Below are 18507 nucleotides of genomic sequence, written 5' to 3'. Positions count from 1 at the left end.
GACAAAGGCTGGAGCAGATCGCTCAGGCTGCCTTCTTGCTGGCAAGCTCCACCAGTTGGTCCACGCTCTGCGCCTTCTTGGGCGTGCCGCCAAAACGGCGGAAATGGTCTGCCTGTCCGGCGACACGCGCCCAGCCCTTCTTGGCCGTGCCCAGCACCACCGTCAGGCTGAACCAGTTTTCCCCTTGCAGGGACTTGCGGCCGGTGGTGCTCAAGACCTTGTGTATGTTGCCCAGATCGGCAGAAATCGCACGCCATGCCTCGCCCAGCGTCTTGAGCTTGGGACCCAGGTCTTCAATGCTCTTGCTGATGCTGTCAAAGCGATCATTGCTTCGGTTGTAATAGCCGATGAAGCGCTCGTTCGTAGCCATCGTGGCCTGGATGGTTCTCACCTCATCCACCTTCTCGGCAATCTTCCTGCGCGTGACCGCAAGGTCCGCACCCACACCGATATCCACCCCCGCCAGAATCAGCGGCCCGAAAAGCGGAATGGCCAGATAGGCCGGAGACGTGGACAGCACGATGACTTCATCCTTTTCCTTGCGGCGCAGGGCCTTCAAGTCGTTCTCCAGCTTCTCCACGGCAGCCTTCAGCTTCTGGTTGGCAGCACCCTCGGCGCCCAGATTGGTCGTGAACTTCTGCTTTTGTCCATTGAATGCGGTCTTGCAGGCATTCAGGCGCATCAGTATTCCGTTGCCGTTGTCAAGAATGGAGTTCTGCAGCGCGAAGGCACGCACCGAGCGCGCATTGGCGTCTTCAATCAGCTGCTCCAGCGCGCTGCTGAAATTGCGCTTGATCTGCTCCGACCGCCCGCTGGGCGTATCGCTTTCCCAAACCTTGACCAGGGCCTTCCATTTCGCTTCCACTGCCGGCTCCGCCGATGGGGTGGGCACCCCCTCCAGATCAAAACGGTCCACCAGCTCGATCAACCGCTCATAGGTGGTTGCCGCCACATCGTTGTACTGAACGATATCGTCGGCAAGGGTCAGCATCTTGTCCTGCACATCGGCCTTGAACTTCTGGCCGACACCCTTGAGCGTGACGAACAGCTCCACCGCTTCGGAAAACTCCGGCCTGAAAGCATCCTGCTTCTGCATGCCCAGCATGGCGCGCATCAGCTCCGTGGTGGTCGGGTTGTCGGTGACTGCAGACTCAAAGAATGTCGTCAGCCCGATCCAGTCTTCTGAACTGAGAACGGAAATTCCCTTGTAGATATCGCCAGACGGAGTGAAGGCATTCGTTGAATTTGCAGAGTCGGACATGGCGAAGGCTCCTGATGGTGAAAGGCCGGATTCGGCCGCGAATCGGTGTGCAAACAAGCGGCGGCGTTGAAGAAATGACCGCACCGCAGTCATCGCCCGCCCTGCTTTTGCGCTCCAGTCGACCGGATGCTAGGTAGCCACCATGGCCCTGTATGTCCCCCAAACAAGTGACACAAATTCATACAGCACTGGGGATAAGGACAGCAGCCGGACTGCTGTCTGACACCCAATGGCACCTGTCCCCTGCGCGACCCATGGCAATGAATACGTTCAATCCATTGCTCCAAATGACAAGGCAAGAAATTTCGTAGGCCAGGCATACACCACCTGCTATGCAATCAATAGCGCATTGCACACATTCATCGCCAGCCAGAAGAAATCCTCAGTGTCAATTTCTCTTGATTTCACCGCACCCATTGGCACAGGAATTCGCCTCACCCATAAATGTTGCAAAATGTTCGGCAATTTGAACGATGGAGGAGCGGGAGTGGCAAGAAAACGAAAGACCAGCACGGCAGAAGACCTCATGGATCTGGTTGCCATGCTGCCCTGGTGGGCTGGCATAGCATTGGCTCTCATCAGCTACATGGTGCTGCACTCCATTGCCATCCGTCCCCTGCCTGCAGCACAAAGCCCGCAGCAAATCGGCCAATTGGCCACCACAGCCATCTGGCAAGGCCTGGCTACCGGTGGCCAGTACATCCTGCCTCTCATCTGCCTGGCCGGCGCGGCCATTTCCGCCGTGCGCAAGCGCCGCCGCAGCCGGTTGTTCGAAACCACCTCGGCCAGCTCCAGCGCGGATGCGCTGCAGAACATGTCATGGCGGGAATTCGAAACACTGGTGGGTGAGGGATTTCGGCGGCGCGGCTACAGCGTCAAGGAAACCGGCGGCGGCGGGCCCGATGGGGGCGTGGACCTGGTCCTCTCGAAGAATGGCGAAAAGACATTGGTGCAATGCAAGCAATGGAAAGCCTTCAAGGTGGGCGTTTCCACGGTGCGCGAGCTTTATGGCGTCATGGCGGCTGATGGGGCCGCTGCCGGCTTTGTGGTGACATCTGGCCGCTTCACACAGGAAGCTGTGGCGTTTGCTGCGGGGAGGAATATCCACCTCATGGACGGCGCCGCGCTCATGAAATTGCTCAAGGAGGCAAAGGCCCAGACAGGAGCGGCTTCAACAACCAAGGCCCGGACTTCTGCACCTTTGGCGAGCCCTGTGCCTGTGGTCGAGCCCGTCAAGACGGAGCCTGCTTTTGACACAGTGCAACCGGCTGCTTCCCCAATACCCGGCTGCCCTCAATGCGGAAAAGCCATGGTTCAGCGGGTTGCCAAGCGAGGGCCTGCGGCTGGGAAGGCGTTTTGGGGGTGTTCGGCGTTTGGTGCGGGGTGTCGAGGGACTCGGGAGATGGTTGGGGTTGGGGTTGGGAATTGATTTTCTAGATGGTCTGCTTTCGACCTTTTTCCGACGTTCGCAGGGGCCGCGTCGATGACTGCTGTGCAGCGGTTGCCGCCATCTGCTCAATGGCGCCGAGCGCGCACTATCGGCCAGGAGCGGACAGCCGCAGCGCTAAACCAAACAACAGCTTCAGACTTGGAACAGTCTTTCGAGGCGAGCTGATCGACTGTCTCCAGCCGCCCCAGAAGCAATCATTCGATCATTGATCTCCCATACTTATCATTTGAATAAAACGGATTGGGGAGGTGATCTCCAACCACTTAGGTACGAGCAGCATGAATTGCTGGAGGAAACTGCGCGGCAGGAATATTGCTAACGCTCTGTGAGCAGTAGAAGCAAGCTATGATTCTTAGATAGATGGGTTAGTCACTCTACGCATAACTGCTTTACAGGATCTCTAGCAAGGCGGCGTTAGCCACTTTATGGGAGAAAATTTAGCCTAGCGCATAGACTGGATCAAAGATGTTATCAGATGTTTCGAGAAATAGCAAAGCTCCAACCAAAATGGCTGCATCACGTTGTTGCTTTGGAGCTAGAATTGATGAATGAAATCGTGTAACCTCGTGATTAAATTCGTATATTTCATGCACATTTTGCATAAGAAAATTACTTTACTTGCGATTGATTAATATTAGATATATCTGAAAGTATAGTTTCTTTTGCAAAAATACTTCAGTATAGATTTAATTTTATAAATTCAAAATTCATGTCAAAAATAAGCGATCAAGATTTAATAAGTATTTTTGAGCAGCGCGCAGAATATCTTTCGCAAGCTGAACTAGAAACATGGACACGCCTTTCAATAGCTGAACAACAAGTTTTAGATAAACTAAAGGGGCCTGGCGCGAAATTGCTTTCTGGACCTCGGGGTAGCGGGAAATCAACTCTATTGCGCAGAGCCTATTATGAACTTTGCCGAGAAAAGAGTGCTTTGCCTATATATGTAAATTATGCACGTGCTCTTGCGCTTGAGCCATTATTCCAAACACGGGCAAACGCTTTAGAGCTCTTTCGACAATGGGTTTTTGCAAAACTTCTTTTAGGCATCGAGGATACCAATAGAGAATATCCCTTGCATCTAGATACTGCGACCAAAGCACTGATTCGCAAGGCTGATGGCTATGTTCGGATGATGGAGGCGGGTGGGACTCCAGAAAGCGCTCCATTTGCGATTGGACCATCAGAGATGCTCGAACTACTTCGTGATATCTCTTCTGGTATAGGAGTTTCTCGTGCTGTTTTACTGTTAGACGACGCTGCTCATGCGTTCACTTTTCGACAACAGCAGGAATTTTTTGAGATTTTCAGAGAGCTGCGATCAAGGAATGTTGCTGCGAAGGCAGCTATTTATCCGGGAATTACTAGCTTCTCACCAAATTTTCAGGTCGGGCATGAAGCCGAAGTTTTAGAAGCTTGGCTGCAACCTACTAGTGACTCATTTCTGAGTACTATGCGCGACATCGCGCACCATAGAATTCCGGCGGAGCTTTTGTCAAAACTTGGGCCAAATGGAAAAGAGTACATTGACTTAATTGCACTGGCATCTTTTGGCCTTCCACGGGGCTTTCTTAATATGCTTTCGTCAGTTATAGATGAGGCTCAAAAGGGATCAACCAGTCGCCTACGCAAGACGGTCTTGGACACTATATCAGACCATTCCGAATCCGTTGAATCTGTTTTTCACAATCTTGGATTAAGGTTGCCGAGATTTTCAAACTATGTTGCAACGGGTGAGAAATTTCAAACTGCCGCACAATCTGCAATTCGCAACTTCAATACTTCAAAGAAAATAGATAGCAAGGCAACAGTAATTGCAATTTCAAGACCTCTTTCCAATGAGCTTGAAAAAATATTGAAAATGCTTGAGTATGCAGGACTAGTTAGGAAACAGAGCGATCTATCAAAGGGTGAAAAAGGTCAATATCATCGTTATTCAGTTCACTACGGCTCCCTGATTGCTTCGACATCGCTTTCTTTGGGGCGTGCATATAAGATAACAGATATTGTGGATGCTCTTGAAGTTCAATCCGCTCATGCGCTAATAAAAGTCAAAGCCGAAACTCTTCTTGGTAAAGGATATGAAAGCCAGTGTGTTTTAGCAATTCCTCCCTGCACTAAGTGTGGAACGCCAAGACAAATAGAGAATCAGCGATTCTGCATGCATTGTGGATCTGAATTGCAAACTGCTTCTGTATATTCAGAGCTTCTCAAGGCAGCAATAGACAACCTTCCATTACCACGGGCAAAGATTGAAGCAATAAAGCGTCATACTGCAATTCGTACTGTACAGGATCTCATTGCAGACGATGAACAATCTCTACGTCGACCAGGTAGTTATATAGGACCTATTTGGAGTAAGCGCATTAAAACGGTAGCAGAGGAGTTTCTAAGTGTTTAAAGAGTCAAAATTAAATCTTAATAAACCCGAAGAAGCCATTTCCATTGACCCAAAAAATGCAGTTGCAAAATGCCAACTCCCTACGGGCGTAAGCCCTATTGCAGACTATTTTTCCCACACACAGGAATTGGTCGCTAGATTTGTGCGACCCGAGCTCAGCAATGACGCAATTACGCTCAGTCTACTTTTATTGGGAGTTGTATCAGCTGCTGAATTTTACTTTCGATCTATTTTGGTCCAGTCCCTGGATATATGCCCGTTTGCAGCCAAGCATGCAGATCGTATACAAGTCCCATTTGGCTCAATTGCGTACTACGGGGTTAAAACACGAGCTCTTGGTCTTTCGGTATTTGAGCATAAAAGTTTGGCAGGTGCATCTGAAATAAAGTCTGAGGCTACCCGCCTGCTTGGCGTATCCATTCCTTCTTCTAGCTCCGTTTCTACTGCTCTTGCAGGCTTTGATACTCTTTGCGAACTTCGTCATGCTGCAATTCATACGCGCGGATACATTAGCTCCAAAGCCGCATCTGAACTAGGGATATCGCAAGAGATGCTTCAGCGAATAGAGATATCCCAAGTTTCCGCTTTTGAGTTGACAAAGCTTTCTCATAATGCCGTTAGAAGTTTTAATAGATTTTTAGTAAATTTTATTCTTGAACGATGGATTACAAATAGATATCTAATTGGTGACTGGCGTAAAGACAGAGCTGCATTTTCTCAGCTATTTAATGCATTCGTCTTTCCTGAAGAGAGTATATTTTCCGACAATGCAAGGGAAACATATATTAACATTCAACCAGATTTAATCGCAAGACAAAAGAAATAATTGAAGAAGCACGCGAATTAAAATCGGAAGACTGATTCTGCGTTCGCAGACAATTATAAATATGTCGTTTTCTCACATCAGGTCCACAGGCCATAATGTTCCGCTTGTGATAGTAGCATGCCAGCCAGATGCGTAACACATCAAAAATCATCACCAGCATTCCCAAAATATTGAAATTGAAAATTTTCAGGCTTGTCTAATTTAGCCCGTTTATTTAACTAAATTTAATACAGCGCCAAGTAAAAAAATTATTTCATTTGTTTAGGCGTCAGAAATCGGAAATCATATGAGGTTCATTGGAAAATTCGGTGAGTACCTAGCTCTTACGCGCTTACTTGAGAACGATATTGAAGCCTACCCAGCAATCAAAGCAAATCAAGACAGCTACGATTTAACCGCAATCTCTCTATCAGGCCGAATTGTACGAATCCAAGTAAAAACAACCGATCTGCATAATAAGAGCACTAACAACACTATTGGATGTTTAGCGCGTGATTTCGATTTCTTGGTTGTGGTGGTGGTTCATGGCGAGCGAGTGGCCGACTGCTACGTCCTTACACATGCAGAAGCGCATGAGCTTCGCGGCACATCGAAACTGCTCGGAATTAGCCGCAAAGTGAAGTTAATTTCAGTTGTCAAACACGAAATCACCGCGCATAAAGAGAAGTGGGACCGGATACGTGACGCCTAACTAATAGTTCAAACATACCAAGTTCAATAGCACATTAACTCAACGTTAGACACGATAAAGGTTAGCAGCAGTGACTAAAAAAAATGACTGGGGCAAGGAAATTATTCAAGCGGGTAGTGACGTCGCCGGTCTTGCATCGGATGCTGGAATTCCAGGCATTGGACTAATTGCAAAATTTGCCGATCACTTTTACAACAAACACTTACAGAATAGGTTCAAAAAATTCGTGAGCGATGCGGAAATTGATGACAAATTACTTAGTGAAATTGCTGAGAACGAGTCTTACTCAAATTATTTATATGCAATTCTTGAGACCGTTAGGCAAACTCATGGAAAAGCAGCACTTGTTTCCTTGGCTTTGATTTACAGAGATAAATGGAATAATGAGGCTTACTTGGCCGCTGCAACACGCGCATTCTCTCAAATAAGCGATAATACAATTCGTGCATTTGTCAAAATCTACGAGACAGCTCTTACTGAAGAGGGTGTCCTTTCTCTGAAAGAGGAACGGGATGGCAATCTATTTTTTCACCATCTTTACAGTGAAGCAGTTGAATTGATTCAGAGAAATTTCTTTGTAATGACTGCTGGCAGCACAGGAATACATAGCAATACCGCTATTCACGGAATGAAGTGGATCCATACAGAATCATATTATTCGTACTGCAAGATAGCACTATCCCGTGTATAATAACTAACTTCATCCCGCCTCGGGGGATGAATTAACTCTGCTTTTAGCGAACACCTGTATTGGGTCGGACAGCGCTGCAACAGTGCTACCCGCCCCCCGACTCGGTCAGATCAAGCGCATTGTCAACTTCTATCCCTACCTGTTGCATCCCGGATGGATTACATCTATGCAATTCTCCAGGATGCAACAAGTAACTCTGATCGATTGGTCGCGATGCAGTCATGAGCAGCGGCAGTCGCTGCAAAGCTGTCGTCAATGAGGCCTCTGCGAACGTCTGCAACGGGTCGAGAGCCGTCGTCTGGTTGTCTCCGCTGAACGTCGTCAACCAGCCTGAAGCAGGCGCTCTGAGATCTACGGTGGCCGTCAACTTGTGGCCGAGAGCAGTCCTCAAGAGACTGACTGTCCACATGCTCCAAACCCCGTTAGCAGCCCCAAACCATTCCGAAAGGCCACGCATATCATGCGTGGCCTCCCAGTGCAGCACCCTAGTCAATCCGTCCCCCGCACCACCCCGCGCTCACTAACTCCCCCCATCACCCCCTCAAGCGCCTCTTCCTGCGCCTGAATAAACGCCAGCAATTGCCCAGGAGTCACCGGCTCCAAGGCATGCCCCGGGTAGGCGCCAATGATCAAACTGGAAATCAGCCCCAACTGATCCTGCACGCGCCGCAGGCTGTTGTACTCGGGCTCGGAAAGTTGAAAGTACAGCATGGCAACTCCTCAATGAGCGCGCTTGGCAGCTGAAACAAAGGAATGCCCATGCGCCAGAAGCACGGGGCCATGCAATGGATTGGGAGAGGGTTCGGGCATTGATACGCCCGCAAGGAAAGCAGCCATAAGGCCTCCTGTGAGTACGTCCAACTGCTTTCGGGAGTGTGGCGGGACCGCCTGTGAAGGTGTGTTCAGCACCTGGGCGAGATGATACAGCGCTCTGGCGCAGCGCCCGCCCCTGCCTGTTGTCCGCCCGCCGCCGCGAAGCCCGGCAAGGCTCCGAGCTCAAAGACCCCAGCGCCCTCGGAACACAAGGAAGGCCCCCACGCAAACGCATAGCCAGACGCCCACCACCAGGGCGACTCCGGCACGGCTTCGGGGCTTGCGGCCCTGGGCCTGCATCCAGGCCTCGGCCTGCTGGCGGCTGTCGGCCAACACGGCCGGGGGAAGCAGCCGCACGGTGAGCCAGATCAGCGCGGGCAGCAGCAGGACGTCATCCACATAGCCCAGCACGGGGATGAAGTCGGGGATCAGGTCGATGGGGCTCAGGGCGTAGGCGACCACGAAGGCGCCCAGGGTCTTAGGGCCTGTTCACACTAATCTGGGGATCGCGTTGCCCGGCTGCGGGGTCGTATGCAAGGCGCACGTGCGCAGCAAGGCCCGTGCCTTGCAAGCGCGTGCAACGCCGCAGACGGCCCCGCAGCCGGGCAACCCGAAGGGAAGCTGCCTGCCAGCCCGCCACTCGGCGTTGCGCTCCTTGTGCGTGTGGGCACACGCACGGCGTCGCGCGCCTTGATTGGCGGGCTGGCAGGCAGCTTCGCGACCCCACATTAGTGTGAGCAGGCCCTACCGTACCAGGGCGTCTGCGGGCTCTTGCAGGCAAACCACAGGGTGACGCCATCGCGCTTGATGCGTCGTGCCCAGGCCTTCAATTTTTCACCGGCGGTCATGGATGTGCGAGGTTGTGAACGGGCTGGATGATGGCGGCTGGCCGTTGCCGTTGGTGCTGCGCCGCCAGGCCCGCGCAGCACTCGATGATATGGAACGCCAGCCCGCTGCGAGCGGTTTCCTTGTGCCGGGTCTTCATGACCGTATCGCCACGGCGCCGTGCCTGTGGCCGCAAAGTCCCGCAGCACGGCGGTGTCGGATGGCCTGCGTCCACTGGGGCAAATGGCTGTATTGACTGGCAAAGCCTTGTCACCGCCCTCTTCCTCATTCCAAGTCCATATCGACTGCACTCAAGGCGTGCATCTCATATATGCATCTAGGAACAATCTGAAAATAATCAGCCACAAGCCTTTCTGCTTGACTTCCAGATACCCAAGAAATCAAATAGCCGGACTCCCACAACGGAATTCCCAGGCCATTGATTGACATTGGCCTTGGGAATGATTGCGAATGCGCAATTTCCACTCTCACACCTTGATCGGACCTGATTTCTCACAGGACCGAGGGTAGGCCTGCGTTTGTGATTTTCTGGCATTTGGCAAACCACCATTTCCTTATTCATTCCATTAACCATTCGCTTGCAGGCCATGGCAACATCCACAGATCTCACCCGCCCGTATATCAGCTATGAAAAGGCCTTCAACAGGCAGATCACCCGTGCCATGGACAGCCAGCAGGTGGATGTGGTGGTACTCACGCCGCAAGAGTTCCTAGGCGTCCTGCAAGACAGGTCGCGCAATGACCCGCGCCTGGAGGCCAGCCTGCACGCCATACTGGCCCAAAGCGCCCTGGGCCGGTATTGGACGCAGACGGCCAGCCCCAATGCCGGCAAACCCTGGACCATCCCCGCCTCCATGTTGGCCAATGACGCGTACCTGTTCACCAGAACGCTGATTGCATTGCGCCTTGCCGGTGCGCGCACCTATGTCAAGGCGACGCCCAAGGGCACCTATATCATCATCACGGGCCGAGCCGGGTTTCGCGGCAATCTGCTGCAGGGCACGCGCTTTCTCACCACCAATCCCCGCATGGTCCAGATGGGCCTGGGCATGCGCGGCCTTCAGGGCGTGGCCAGAGGGGGCTTCATCTTGAGCTTGGTTGTGGGTATCGGCGTGGAGACATTGGACTTCATCTTCAACGACGAGAAGACCATGCATGACCTGGTGGGAGGGATTGGGGTGGAGGCGGTCAAGGCTGGGTTGGCGACGATGGTTGGCCTTGGAGCAGGATTAGTGGTGGGCGTAGGTGCAGCAACTCTTGCCATCTTGCCGTTAGTCACAATGGCTGTCGCAGTGTTCTTGTCTGGGATAGCTTTGAATAAAATTGACGAGATTTGGGATATAAAGAAGAATGTGATTTTCGCATTAAAAATGCAAACAGACAGTACTCCCCATGGAATATATCGCATCAATCCCAATGCTGTGACTGAGAGAAAATTAAATAGTCAAAGTGAAAGAATAGAATACAATTATGCATCATCGGAACCAAATAATATCTTGCTACTTCCTATCAACAGGAAAAATTGACGGATATCAAAATGAAAACAAACAACTTAACCGAGATTAGAAAATCATTAATATATGGAATTCCATCAATTCTATTTGTTTTATTTTTCTCAATTTGGAATACAGAAAATTCATTTCTAAAAACAATCGCCGATCTAAAAAATTCAGCCCCCTCGGTAAGAATCACACCTGGTGATTTGGTCGGGGTATATTTCCCGATAATGGGATTTACGATACTTGTATCAGTGATACAAAAAGCAATCCCCTGCAAAGCAAGCACTCAAGTAATCTCAGAGCGCATTCTTGCGATCTCTGTAATCACAGGCGGAGGAATTATGCTCTTCTGCCTTCTTGTTGTTACACCTTTTCAGTATTACGCCATGCCAAGATTAGGATATACACGCTGCAATATATTAGAAGGCCATCCAAATATTTATTTTTCAGACTGGGTGAAAAACCCTGACTGGTGCGTACGCGGCAAAAGCAGGGAGTGGGTTAATGAGCAAGCCCGTCTAGGCGGTAGCCCCGAGCTAAATCCATAAAAAAAAGTGCAGATCACAAGGCCTACATCTTTCTGACCTATCCGCGTAGTGTGGTTGCATGTGTGTCAGAACAACTCCTCGCTGGCTCCCCAGAAATCACTAGGCTTCCGCGCAAACACTAGGCCCAGTCTTTAGCAGCGGTGGCGGCAGCGAATAACGGTCGCATGAAGCAGGTACTGGACCCGAAACGCCCAGCCATGGCCTTAATGGCACCCTCTACCGGGATAGATTTAAATAGAATCGATAAACACCGGAAATAAAAACATTATTTCCTAATAACCGACCATGCCTGATCAGTCGCAAAATTTATGAGTCTTTAAATGGACAAAAGAAATTTAACCGAAATCAGAAAATCACCAATATGGAGTATTCCACTTTTTCTTCTGCTTCTAGCAATGTCAATTTGGAGTATTTTCTATTCTCTATATGAAACCGTAGATGATTTAAATAAACTCGCCCCATCTGTAAGAATCACACCATTTGATCCAATTGCGTTGTGTGTGCCAATAATTTCAATCACAGGAATTATCATTGCAATACAAAAATCAGTCCCCTGTACAGAAGACGCTATAAAAATCCCAACGCGTATTTTTTTATCCGCCATAGCCGTTGGAGTTTTTATTATGTTTTTCTGTATTTTTGCAATTACGCCTTTTCAATACTATGCCATGCCAAAACTGGGCTATACACGCTGCAATATTCTGGAAGACCACCCCACCATTTATTTCACAGACTGGGTAAAGAATCCCGCCTGGTGCGTGCGCGGCAAAAGCCTGGAATGGGTCAAAGAGCAAGCCAGTCTTGCCCAATGACCAGATGATTTTTCCCGGGTAGGTAAAGAGGGGTCGAATGGCCTACCGGCCCAGGAACAGGCGGGTGGCGCGCAGGCCCAGGGGCGTCCAATGCAGGCCCGGTGACATGGCCTGTACCAGCAACTCATGCTGGGCCGCTGGATCGAGCGTGGGGTAGCGCTGCTCGAAGAGCATCAGGTCGGTGTCCAGTTCCTGCGCGCTGCGGCCCGGGTCCGGTCGCGCGCCACGGGATGTGCGCAGGCGCTCGGCCACGCGAAAACTCATGCGCCGCGCCGGTTTGCCGGGCTCGGCCACGGATTCGAAGGAGGCGCCATCCGCACTGGCCGGCCCACGCAGCCAGTCATGAATGACTTGCAGCTCATAGGGAGAGAAAACACCAAACATCTCTGCCCGCTCGCCCTGCAGCAGCTGCCAGAAGCGGCTTTCCTCCGCAGGCCGGTTGCGTTGTATCCAGCGTGCCTGCTCCAGCGCGGCCAAGAAAGCAGGCATGTCCTGCGGACGGGACAGCCAGTCATTGACGCTGCGGCCGGCCACCTTGCAGAAGTCCGAGTGCGCGCCATGCCCGGAAGGCGATTTGCGAGCCAGGATGCGCACCACCTCAGCTTCGATGTCGAACGACCGGATCACGTCCAGCGTGCTGGTGCCCGTGTCTGCCAGCCGGGCGCCTGCGCGTACGCGGCGCCAGTATTCGCCGCCATCGTCAATGCGCGGCGCGTTCTCCCAGGCGGCAATGCAGGCGCGCCGGGCATGGCCGGTGTCGGCGTTGTCCACGGTCACATGCAGCGTGAAGTAGTAGGGATCTATTCCCAGTTCATTGAGTTCGTAGGCGGTAATGAGCAGGTGCAGCGGCAATTGCTCATAGCCCAGGTTGAATCCCACGATCTCGGGCAGGAACTGCTGCGCATTCCAGCCCAGCGCCAGCTGTACCAGCCCCTGCCGATACAGGTCGTCGGGCAGGTCCTCCACGGGATCAAGGCCATACCTGGCCAGCAGCTCCCGGTAGAGCTTGACGTGGTTCTTGTCGGCCATGCCGTCGCCCAGTTCTTCCACATAGGTGGTGACCAGGTCCGACATGCGTGAGTTGCCCGCGTGCGCGCACAGGCCGTAGAGCCAGGAACCGTCCACCAGCTTGGTAGGGGCCACATTGCGCAGGAAGTACAGGGCATGTGCGCGGTTGCCGAAGTAGCGGCGTGCCGCACCCGCCTTGCGCTCTGCCAGGTAGGCCTGGTACTGGGCGTGCACTTTTTCGACATTGACACGCATCCAGTCGGTCAGGTGCTCCGGGTTGTCCGGCAGGCCATCGGCATCGGCAGAGGTCTCGGCAATCACGCCGTGCAGGAAGTCCGCAGCAGCCTGGCGCTCCTGTTCGGTGGGCAGATGGTTGGCCAGGCGCTCGTAGAGCGGCACATGCAGGAAAGAAGGCTCAAGCGTGCCTGCTCCAGCGGCCAGCTCGGTACGTGGGGGGTCCAGCAGTTCTGTGTTCATGGTGGGGCTTTGGTCCGTAACGCCTTCAGGATGCGGTGTGGCCCTAGGTACAGCCATCGGGCCAACGCCTTCCTGTGCGTCGTAATACGCCTACCCTTGGCGCAGGCGCCCGGGCCGGACCGCCGTCGCCCTGGCGCCCGCGCTCATGGCAGGGGAACAGGATCCGGCCCGGCCTTGCCGGCGAGCATTGGCTGGTACTGGGCGCCGGCCTGCTGGGCCTGGGCTGGGCCCGGTTATGGACAAGCGCGGCGCCTTGCTGATACTGAGATAAAGCCGGTCTTCCTGCCGCTGCCCGGCCATCGCCTCACGCTGGCATTCAGCGCGCATCCTGGTGCCCCCGCGTACTCCCCCTCCCCACCACCTCAAACCCCATATCCTGCGCGGCCGCCGCCACGCCACCGGCCATGCGCGCAATCAGCGCCTCTGCGCCTAGGCGGCCGATGGCGGCGCCGTCCACGCGCACGGTGGACAGGGCGGGCCAGGCGTCCAGCGCCAGGGCCTGGTCGCCAAAGCCCAGCACGCCGAATTCCTCTGGCATGCGCAGGCCCAGCGCGTGGGCATGGGAGAGCACGCCTTGCGCCAGCGCATCGGAGCTGCAGAAGACGGCATCGGCTTCCGGTACCTGGGCGCGCAGGGCGTTCAGGGCATCGCGGCCACGGCCGGATTGGGGGATGGCTTCCGAGAAGACGATTTGCGCGGGAACCGGGGCACCGGCTTCCGCGGCGGCGCGGGTGAAGCCCAGGGCGCGGCGGGCGGCGCGGCTGTCGTCGGCGCGCAGGATGGCCGGGCGCCGGTAGCCGCAGGCGGCGAGGTGACGGAAGGCTGCGCGGCCCGCGTCTTCCTGAGAGAAGCCGACCACCATGTCCAGCGGATGGGGCTGGTAGTCCCAGAGTTCGACCACGGGCACGTCGGCATTGACCAGCAGGCGCCGCGTGCGGGCCGTGTGCTCGGTGCCAGTGAGCACGATGCCGTCCGGGCGGCGGCTGAGCATGGCGGCCAGCCAGGTTTCCTCATGCTCCGGGTCATAGCTGGAGATGCCCAGCGTGGTTTCATAGCGCTGCGCGGCCAGGGTGTGGATGAGCGCATCGAGCATGTCGGAAAACAGCGAGTGCCCCACCGAGGGCACGATGGCCGCCACCAGCCGCGTCTGGCGCGAGGTCAGCCCGCCCGCCAGGGAGTTGGGCACGTAGCCCGTTTGCTCCACGGCCTGCGCCACGCGCAGCCGCGTGGCCTCGGCCACCAGTTCAGGCCGGTGCAGCGCGCGCGAGGCGGTGATGGGCGACACGCCGGCAATGCGGGCCAGGTCCTTGAGCGTGGGCGCATTGGCGTTGCGCAGGGTGCGGAGGGTCATGCGAGGCCTTTGCCTGGAATGGCGATGAAGAGGCGGCTTGAGGATGATTGCGTGGTCATGTTAACGATGATGCCCATCAGCACGGTCTGATTGTTTCCCCTCGTACGTCCGAATGGAGAGCGCTGCCTTTGCTTGAAATGATTGCGCAATCATTCAAGAGGAGACCACCATGCGCCCTTCGCTCTCCAACCGCCGCAGCGCCATGGCGCGCCTGCTGGCTGCGGCCCTGGCTCCGGCCTCGATGCTGGCCCCGGCACACGCCCAGGCCCAGGCTGCCTGGCCGGTCAGGCCGATCACGCTGGTGATTCCCTTCCCTCCCGGTGGCCAGACCGATGTGGTGGGCCGGCTGGTGGGAGAGCGCCTGTCGCAGCGCCTGGGCCAGCCCGTGGTGGTGGAGAACCGGCCCGGCGTGAATGGCTCGCTGGCCTCCGAGGCCGTGGCGCGGGCGCGGGCCGATGGCTACACGCTGGTGATTGGCGGGCCGGGCACGCATGCCATCAACCAGCTGGTCAATTCCAACGTGAAGTACGACGCGCGGCGGGATTTCACGCACATTGCCATGCTGGGACGCGTGCCCATGCTGCTGCTGGCCTCGCCCAGGCTGAAGGTCGCTTCGGTGGCCGATGTGGTGGCCCTGGCCCGGGCCAGCCCCGGCACGGTGAATGTGGCGCTGACGGGCATTGGCTCGTCCAGCCATGTGACGACGGAGCTGCTGCGCCAGGCGGCCGGCGTGAGCTTCAACAACGTTCCCTACAAGGGCGATGTGCCCGCCATGACCGATGTGATGGGCGGCCAGGCCGACCTGCTGTTCGTGCCCGCCACCTCGGCCGTGGGCTTTGCGCAGGCGGGCAAGCTGCGTGCGCTGGCCGTGGCAGGCGACCGGCGTCTGGCGGCCCTGCCCGATGTGCCCACCATGGCCGAGGCCGGCCAGCCGCAGGTCGTCAACTATTCATGGACCAGCCTGGCGGGCCCGCCGGGCATGCCGGCCGATGTGGTGGAGCGGCTCAACCAGGCCTGCCAGTCCCTCCTGGCCGAGCCCGAGGTGGTGGCCCGGCTGGCCGCCATGAGCAACGAGCCCACGCCGGGCACGCCCGCCCAGGCCGCCAGCTTCATCGCCGCCGAGGTGGCGCGCTGGAGCGAGGTGGTGCGCAAGGGAAACATCCAGGTCCAGTGAACAGCTTCAGGAGAGTCCCCATGAGCATGCTGCCCGCCAATACGTTCAAGCGCGCGCTGCGCGAAGGCCGCCCGCAGATCGGCCTGTGGTCCACCATTCCCTCCCCCTTTGTCTGCGAGATGATCGGCGGCGCGGGCTACGACTGGGTGCTGCTCGATACCGAGCACACGCCCACCGACGTGCCGCTGATGCTGGGCCAGCTGCAGGCCGTGGCCGCCGCCCTGCCCGCACCGGGCACCCTGCCCGTGCATGCCGTGGTGCGGCCCGCCTGCAACGATGCGGTGCTGATCAAACGCTACCTGGACCTGGGCGCCCAGTCCTTGCTGCTGCCCTTTGTGCAGAACGCGCAGCAAGCGCGGGATGCCGTGCGCGCCATGCGCTATGCACCCCAGGGCATGCGCGGCATGGGCGGTTCCACTCGCGCCGCCAACTTCGGGCGCACGGCCGACTATGTGGCACGTGCGGCCGACGAGCTGTGCCTGCTGGTGCAGGTGGAGACGGCCGAGGCGCTGGAGCAGATCGAGGCGATTGCGGCCGTCGATGGCGTGGACGGCATCTTCATCGGCCCCGCCGACCTGTCGGCCAGCCTGGGCTATCCGGGCCAGGCGCGCCACCCTGTGGTGAACCGGGCCATCGACCAGGCCATCGCCCGCATCCGCGCCTGCGGCAAGGCGCCGGGGATCCTGATGGTGGACGAGGCACGTGCGCGCGAATGCCTGGAGCTGGGCGCGCAGTTCGTGGCCGTGGCGCTGGACACGCTCTTGCTGCGCGACGGGCTGGATGCGGCGGCGGCGCGCTTCAAGCAAGGGCCGCTGGCCGCGAACCCGCCAGGGCCCGCATCCACTGCCGGCAGCTATTGAGGAGCCCCACAACCATGACACGTTCCCCCGAATCCCTGCGCAGCGCACGCTGGTTTGCTCCCGATGATTTCCGCTCCTTCGGCCACCGCTCGCGCGTGCTGCAGATGGGCTATGGCTACGAGGACTGGATGGGCAAGCCCGTGATCGCCATCGTCAACACCTGGAGCGATGCCAACCAGTGCCATGCCCACTTCAGGCAGCGCGTGGAAGACGTCAAGCGCGGCGTGCTGCAGGCCGGAGGATTTCCGCTGGAGCTGCCGGCCATCTCGCTGTCGGAAAGCATGGTCAAGCCCACGACCATGGTCTATCGCAATTTCCTGGCCATGGAGACGGAGGAGCTGCTGCGCAGCCACCCGGTGGACGGCGCCGTGCTCATGGGCGGCTGCGACAAGACCACGCCGGGGCTGACCATGGGGGCGATTTCCATGGGCCTTCCCTTCATCTACCTGCCGGCCGGCCCCATGCTGCGCGGCAACTGGAAGGGGCAGGTGCTGGGCTCGGGCTCGGACGCCTTCAAGTTCTGGGACGAACGCCGCGCCGGCCGGCTGGATGAGCAGGCCTGGCGCGAGATGGAAGTCGGCATTGCCCGCAGCCACGGCACCTGCATGACCATGGGCACGGCGGCCACCATGATGGGCATTGCCGAGGCCGTGGGCCTGGCGCTGCCCGGCGCTTCGTCCATTCCGGCCGCCGACGCCAACCACATCCGCATGAGCGCCGAGTGCGGCCGCCGCATCGTGCAGATGGTGTGGGAAGACCTCACGCCCGCCCGCATGCTCACGCGCGCGCATTTCGAGAACGGCATTGCCTGCGCCATGGCCATGGGCTGCTCCACCAACGCCATCATTCACCTGATCGCCATGTCGCGGCGCGCGGGCCATCCGGTCAGCCTCGATGACTTCGACGCCTTCAGCCGCCGCGTGCCCGTGATCGCCAACATCCGGCCCAGCGGCGACCGCTATCTGATGGAGGACTTCTTCTATGCAGGCGGCCTGCGCGCCCTGCTGGAACGCATCCGCCCGCATCTGGACACCGGGGCCATGACGGTCAACGGCAAGACCCTGGGCGAGAACATTGCGGGCAGCCAAGTCCACCAGGACGACGTGATCCGCCCCCTGTCCAGCCCCATCTACGCCGAAGGGGCGCTGGCCGTGCTGCGCGGCAACCTGGCGCCGGACGGCGTGGTCATCAAGCCCAGCGCCTGCGCCCCGCACCTGCTGCGCCACACAGGCCGCGCGCTGGTATTCGACGACTACCCCAGCCTCAAGCAGGCCGTGGACGACCCCCATCTCGATGTGAACGGCGAAGACATCCTGGTGCTGCGCAACGCCGGCCCCAAGGGCGCGGGCATGCCCGAATGGGGCATGCTGCCCATTCCCACCAGGCTGCTCAAGCAAGGCGTGAAAGACATGCTGCGCCTGTCCGACGCCCGAATGAGCGGCACCAGCTACGGCGGCTGCCTGCTGCACTGCTCACCCGAGTCCGCCGTGGGCGGGCCGCTGGCCCTGGTGCGCACGGGCGACCGCATCACGGTGGACGTGCCCGCCCGCCGCATCCACCTGGAAGTCAGCGACTCAGAACTCGCCACCCGCCGCGCCGCATGGACTCCCCCGCCCGCGCGCTACGAGCGCGGCTACGGCTGGCTGTTCGGCCGTCATATCCTGCAGGCCAATGAGGGATGCGATTTTGATTTTCTGGAGACGGGTTTTGGAAGCGCTGTGCCGGAGCCGGATATTTTTTGAGAATTTCCCGAGCGAAGAGTCCCCGGTAGGTTTGGCGGCTTTCTAGGCAAACATTTT

At 56.8% G+C, this 18507-nt stretch carries 15 protein-coding genes and 1 pseudogene; 11 read left to right on the top strand and 5 right to left on the bottom strand.

Going from position 1 to position 18507, the window contains the following annotated elements:
- Positions 1 to 22 precede the first annotated feature (22 nt).
- Positions 23 to 1261 carry an alpha-xenorhabdolysin family binary toxin subunit A gene (locus DELCS14_RS14510; RefSeq protein WP_013802310.1) on the bottom strand — a complete coding sequence of 413 codons (1239 nt, stop codon included), beginning with the start codon at positions 1259 to 1261 and terminating at the stop codon, positions 23 to 25.
- Positions 1262 to 1490: 229 nt separating this feature from the next.
- On the opposite strand from DELCS14_RS14510, the gene DELCS14_RS14505 reads away from it, so the two are divergent.
- The 5 genes from DELCS14_RS14505 (at position 1491) to DELCS14_RS29945 (ending at position 7320) form a co-directional block, all read left to right on the top strand.
- A complete protein-coding gene (locus DELCS14_RS14505; protein WP_013802309.1) occupies positions 1491 to 2690 on the top strand; it encodes a restriction endonuclease in 1200 nt (399 codons plus the stop codon).
- Positions 2691 to 3420: 730 nt separating this feature from the next.
- A complete protein-coding gene (locus DELCS14_RS29950) occupies positions 3421 to 5112 on the top strand; it encodes a hypothetical protein (RefSeq protein ID WP_013802308.1) in 1692 nt (563 codons plus the stop codon).
- Entirely contained in the window at positions 5105 to 5938 is an 834-nt protein-coding gene (locus DELCS14_RS30570; RefSeq protein ID WP_013802307.1) for a hypothetical protein, read from the top strand. Before DELCS14_RS29950 ends, DELCS14_RS30570 begins: the two co-directional genes overlap by 8 nt.
- 286 nt (positions 5939 to 6224) lie before the next feature.
- On the top strand, positions 6225 to 6629 hold the full coding sequence (locus DELCS14_RS30565; RefSeq protein WP_157158271.1) for a hypothetical protein: 405 nt from the start codon (positions 6225 to 6227) through the stop codon (positions 6627 to 6629).
- Positions 6630 to 6699: 70 nt separating this feature from the next.
- On the top strand, positions 6700 to 7320 hold the full coding sequence (locus tag DELCS14_RS29945) for a hypothetical protein (RefSeq protein WP_083829086.1): 621 nt from the start codon (positions 6700 to 6702) through the stop codon (positions 7318 to 7320).
- A gap of 489 nt (positions 7321 to 7809) precedes the next feature.
- Here DELCS14_RS29945 and DELCS14_RS14495 read toward each other — a convergent pair whose 3' ends face one another.
- The gene (locus DELCS14_RS14495; protein WP_013802306.1) at positions 7810 to 8031 is read right to left on the bottom strand and encodes a hypothetical protein; all 222 of its coding nucleotides are present in this window, start codon (positions 8029 to 8031) and stop codon (positions 7810 to 7812) included.
- Positions 8032 to 8316: 285 nt separating this feature from the next.
- Positions 8317 to 8607: pseudogene (locus tag DELCS14_RS14490) on the bottom strand (DUF1232 domain-containing protein); the annotation flags it as partial.
- Positions 8608 to 9566: 959 nt separating this feature from the next.
- Here DELCS14_RS14490 and DELCS14_RS14485 point away from each other — a divergent pair.
- The 3 genes from DELCS14_RS14485 to DELCS14_RS31200 all read left to right on the top strand — a co-directional run bounded on the left by DELCS14_RS14485 (position 9567) and on the right by DELCS14_RS31200 (position 11838).
- Entirely contained in the window at positions 9567 to 10505 is a 939-nt protein-coding gene (locus DELCS14_RS14485) for a hypothetical protein (RefSeq protein WP_013802304.1), read from the top strand.
- Between the two features lie 11 nt (positions 10506 to 10516).
- Complete coding sequence (locus DELCS14_RS31205; RefSeq protein ID WP_228676891.1) at positions 10517 to 11026, top strand: hypothetical protein; 510 nt, start codon at positions 10517 to 10519, stop codon at positions 11024 to 11026.
- A 320-nt stretch (positions 11027 to 11346) separates the two neighbouring features.
- On the top strand, positions 11347 to 11838 hold the full coding sequence (locus tag DELCS14_RS31200) for a hypothetical protein (RefSeq protein WP_013802303.1): 492 nt from the start codon (positions 11347 to 11349) through the stop codon (positions 11836 to 11838).
- 42 nt (positions 11839 to 11880) lie between these two features.
- On the opposite strand, the gene DELCS14_RS14480 is transcribed toward DELCS14_RS31200, so the two are convergent.
- Together DELCS14_RS14480 and DELCS14_RS14475 are read right to left on the bottom strand one after the other, a co-directional pair.
- Entirely contained in the window at positions 11881 to 13323 is a 1443-nt protein-coding gene (locus DELCS14_RS14480; protein WP_043796131.1) for an iron-containing redox enzyme family protein, read from the bottom strand.
- A gap of 316 nt (positions 13324 to 13639) precedes the next feature.
- On the bottom strand, positions 13640 to 14674 hold the full coding sequence (locus tag DELCS14_RS14475) for a LacI family DNA-binding transcriptional regulator (RefSeq protein ID WP_013802301.1): 1035 nt from the start codon (positions 14672 to 14674) through the stop codon (positions 13640 to 13642).
- A gap of 169 nt (positions 14675 to 14843) precedes the next feature.
- On the opposite strand from DELCS14_RS14475, the gene DELCS14_RS14470 reads away from it, so the two are divergent.
- Genes DELCS14_RS14470 through araD form a run of 3 tightly spaced genes read left to right on the top strand, consistent with a single transcriptional unit; the run spans position 14844 to position 18450 of the window.
- A complete protein-coding gene (locus DELCS14_RS14470) occupies positions 14844 to 15848 on the top strand; it encodes a tripartite tricarboxylate transporter substrate binding protein (RefSeq protein ID WP_013802300.1) in 1005 nt (334 codons plus the stop codon).
- A 20-nt stretch (positions 15849 to 15868) separates the two neighbouring features.
- The gene (locus DELCS14_RS14465; RefSeq protein ID WP_013802299.1) at positions 15869 to 16708 is read left to right on the top strand and encodes an HpcH/HpaI aldolase/citrate lyase family protein; all 840 of its coding nucleotides are present in this window, start codon (positions 15869 to 15871) and stop codon (positions 16706 to 16708) included.
- Positions 16709 to 16722: 14 nt separating this feature from the next.
- On the top strand, positions 16723 to 18450 hold the full coding sequence (gene araD, locus DELCS14_RS14460; RefSeq protein WP_013802298.1) for an L-arabinonate dehydratase: 1728 nt from the start codon (positions 16723 to 16725) through the stop codon (positions 18448 to 18450).
- Positions 18451 to 18507 lie beyond the last annotated feature (57 nt).

The organism is Delftia sp. Cs1-4, assembly GCF_000214395.1.
In the GTDB taxonomy this organism is placed as follows: domain Bacteria; phylum Pseudomonadota; class Gammaproteobacteria; order Burkholderiales; family Burkholderiaceae_C; genus Comamonas; species Comamonas acidovorans.
Note: the sequence above shows the minus strand (reverse complement) of the source record. Positions and strands in the feature narration are given on the sequence as shown.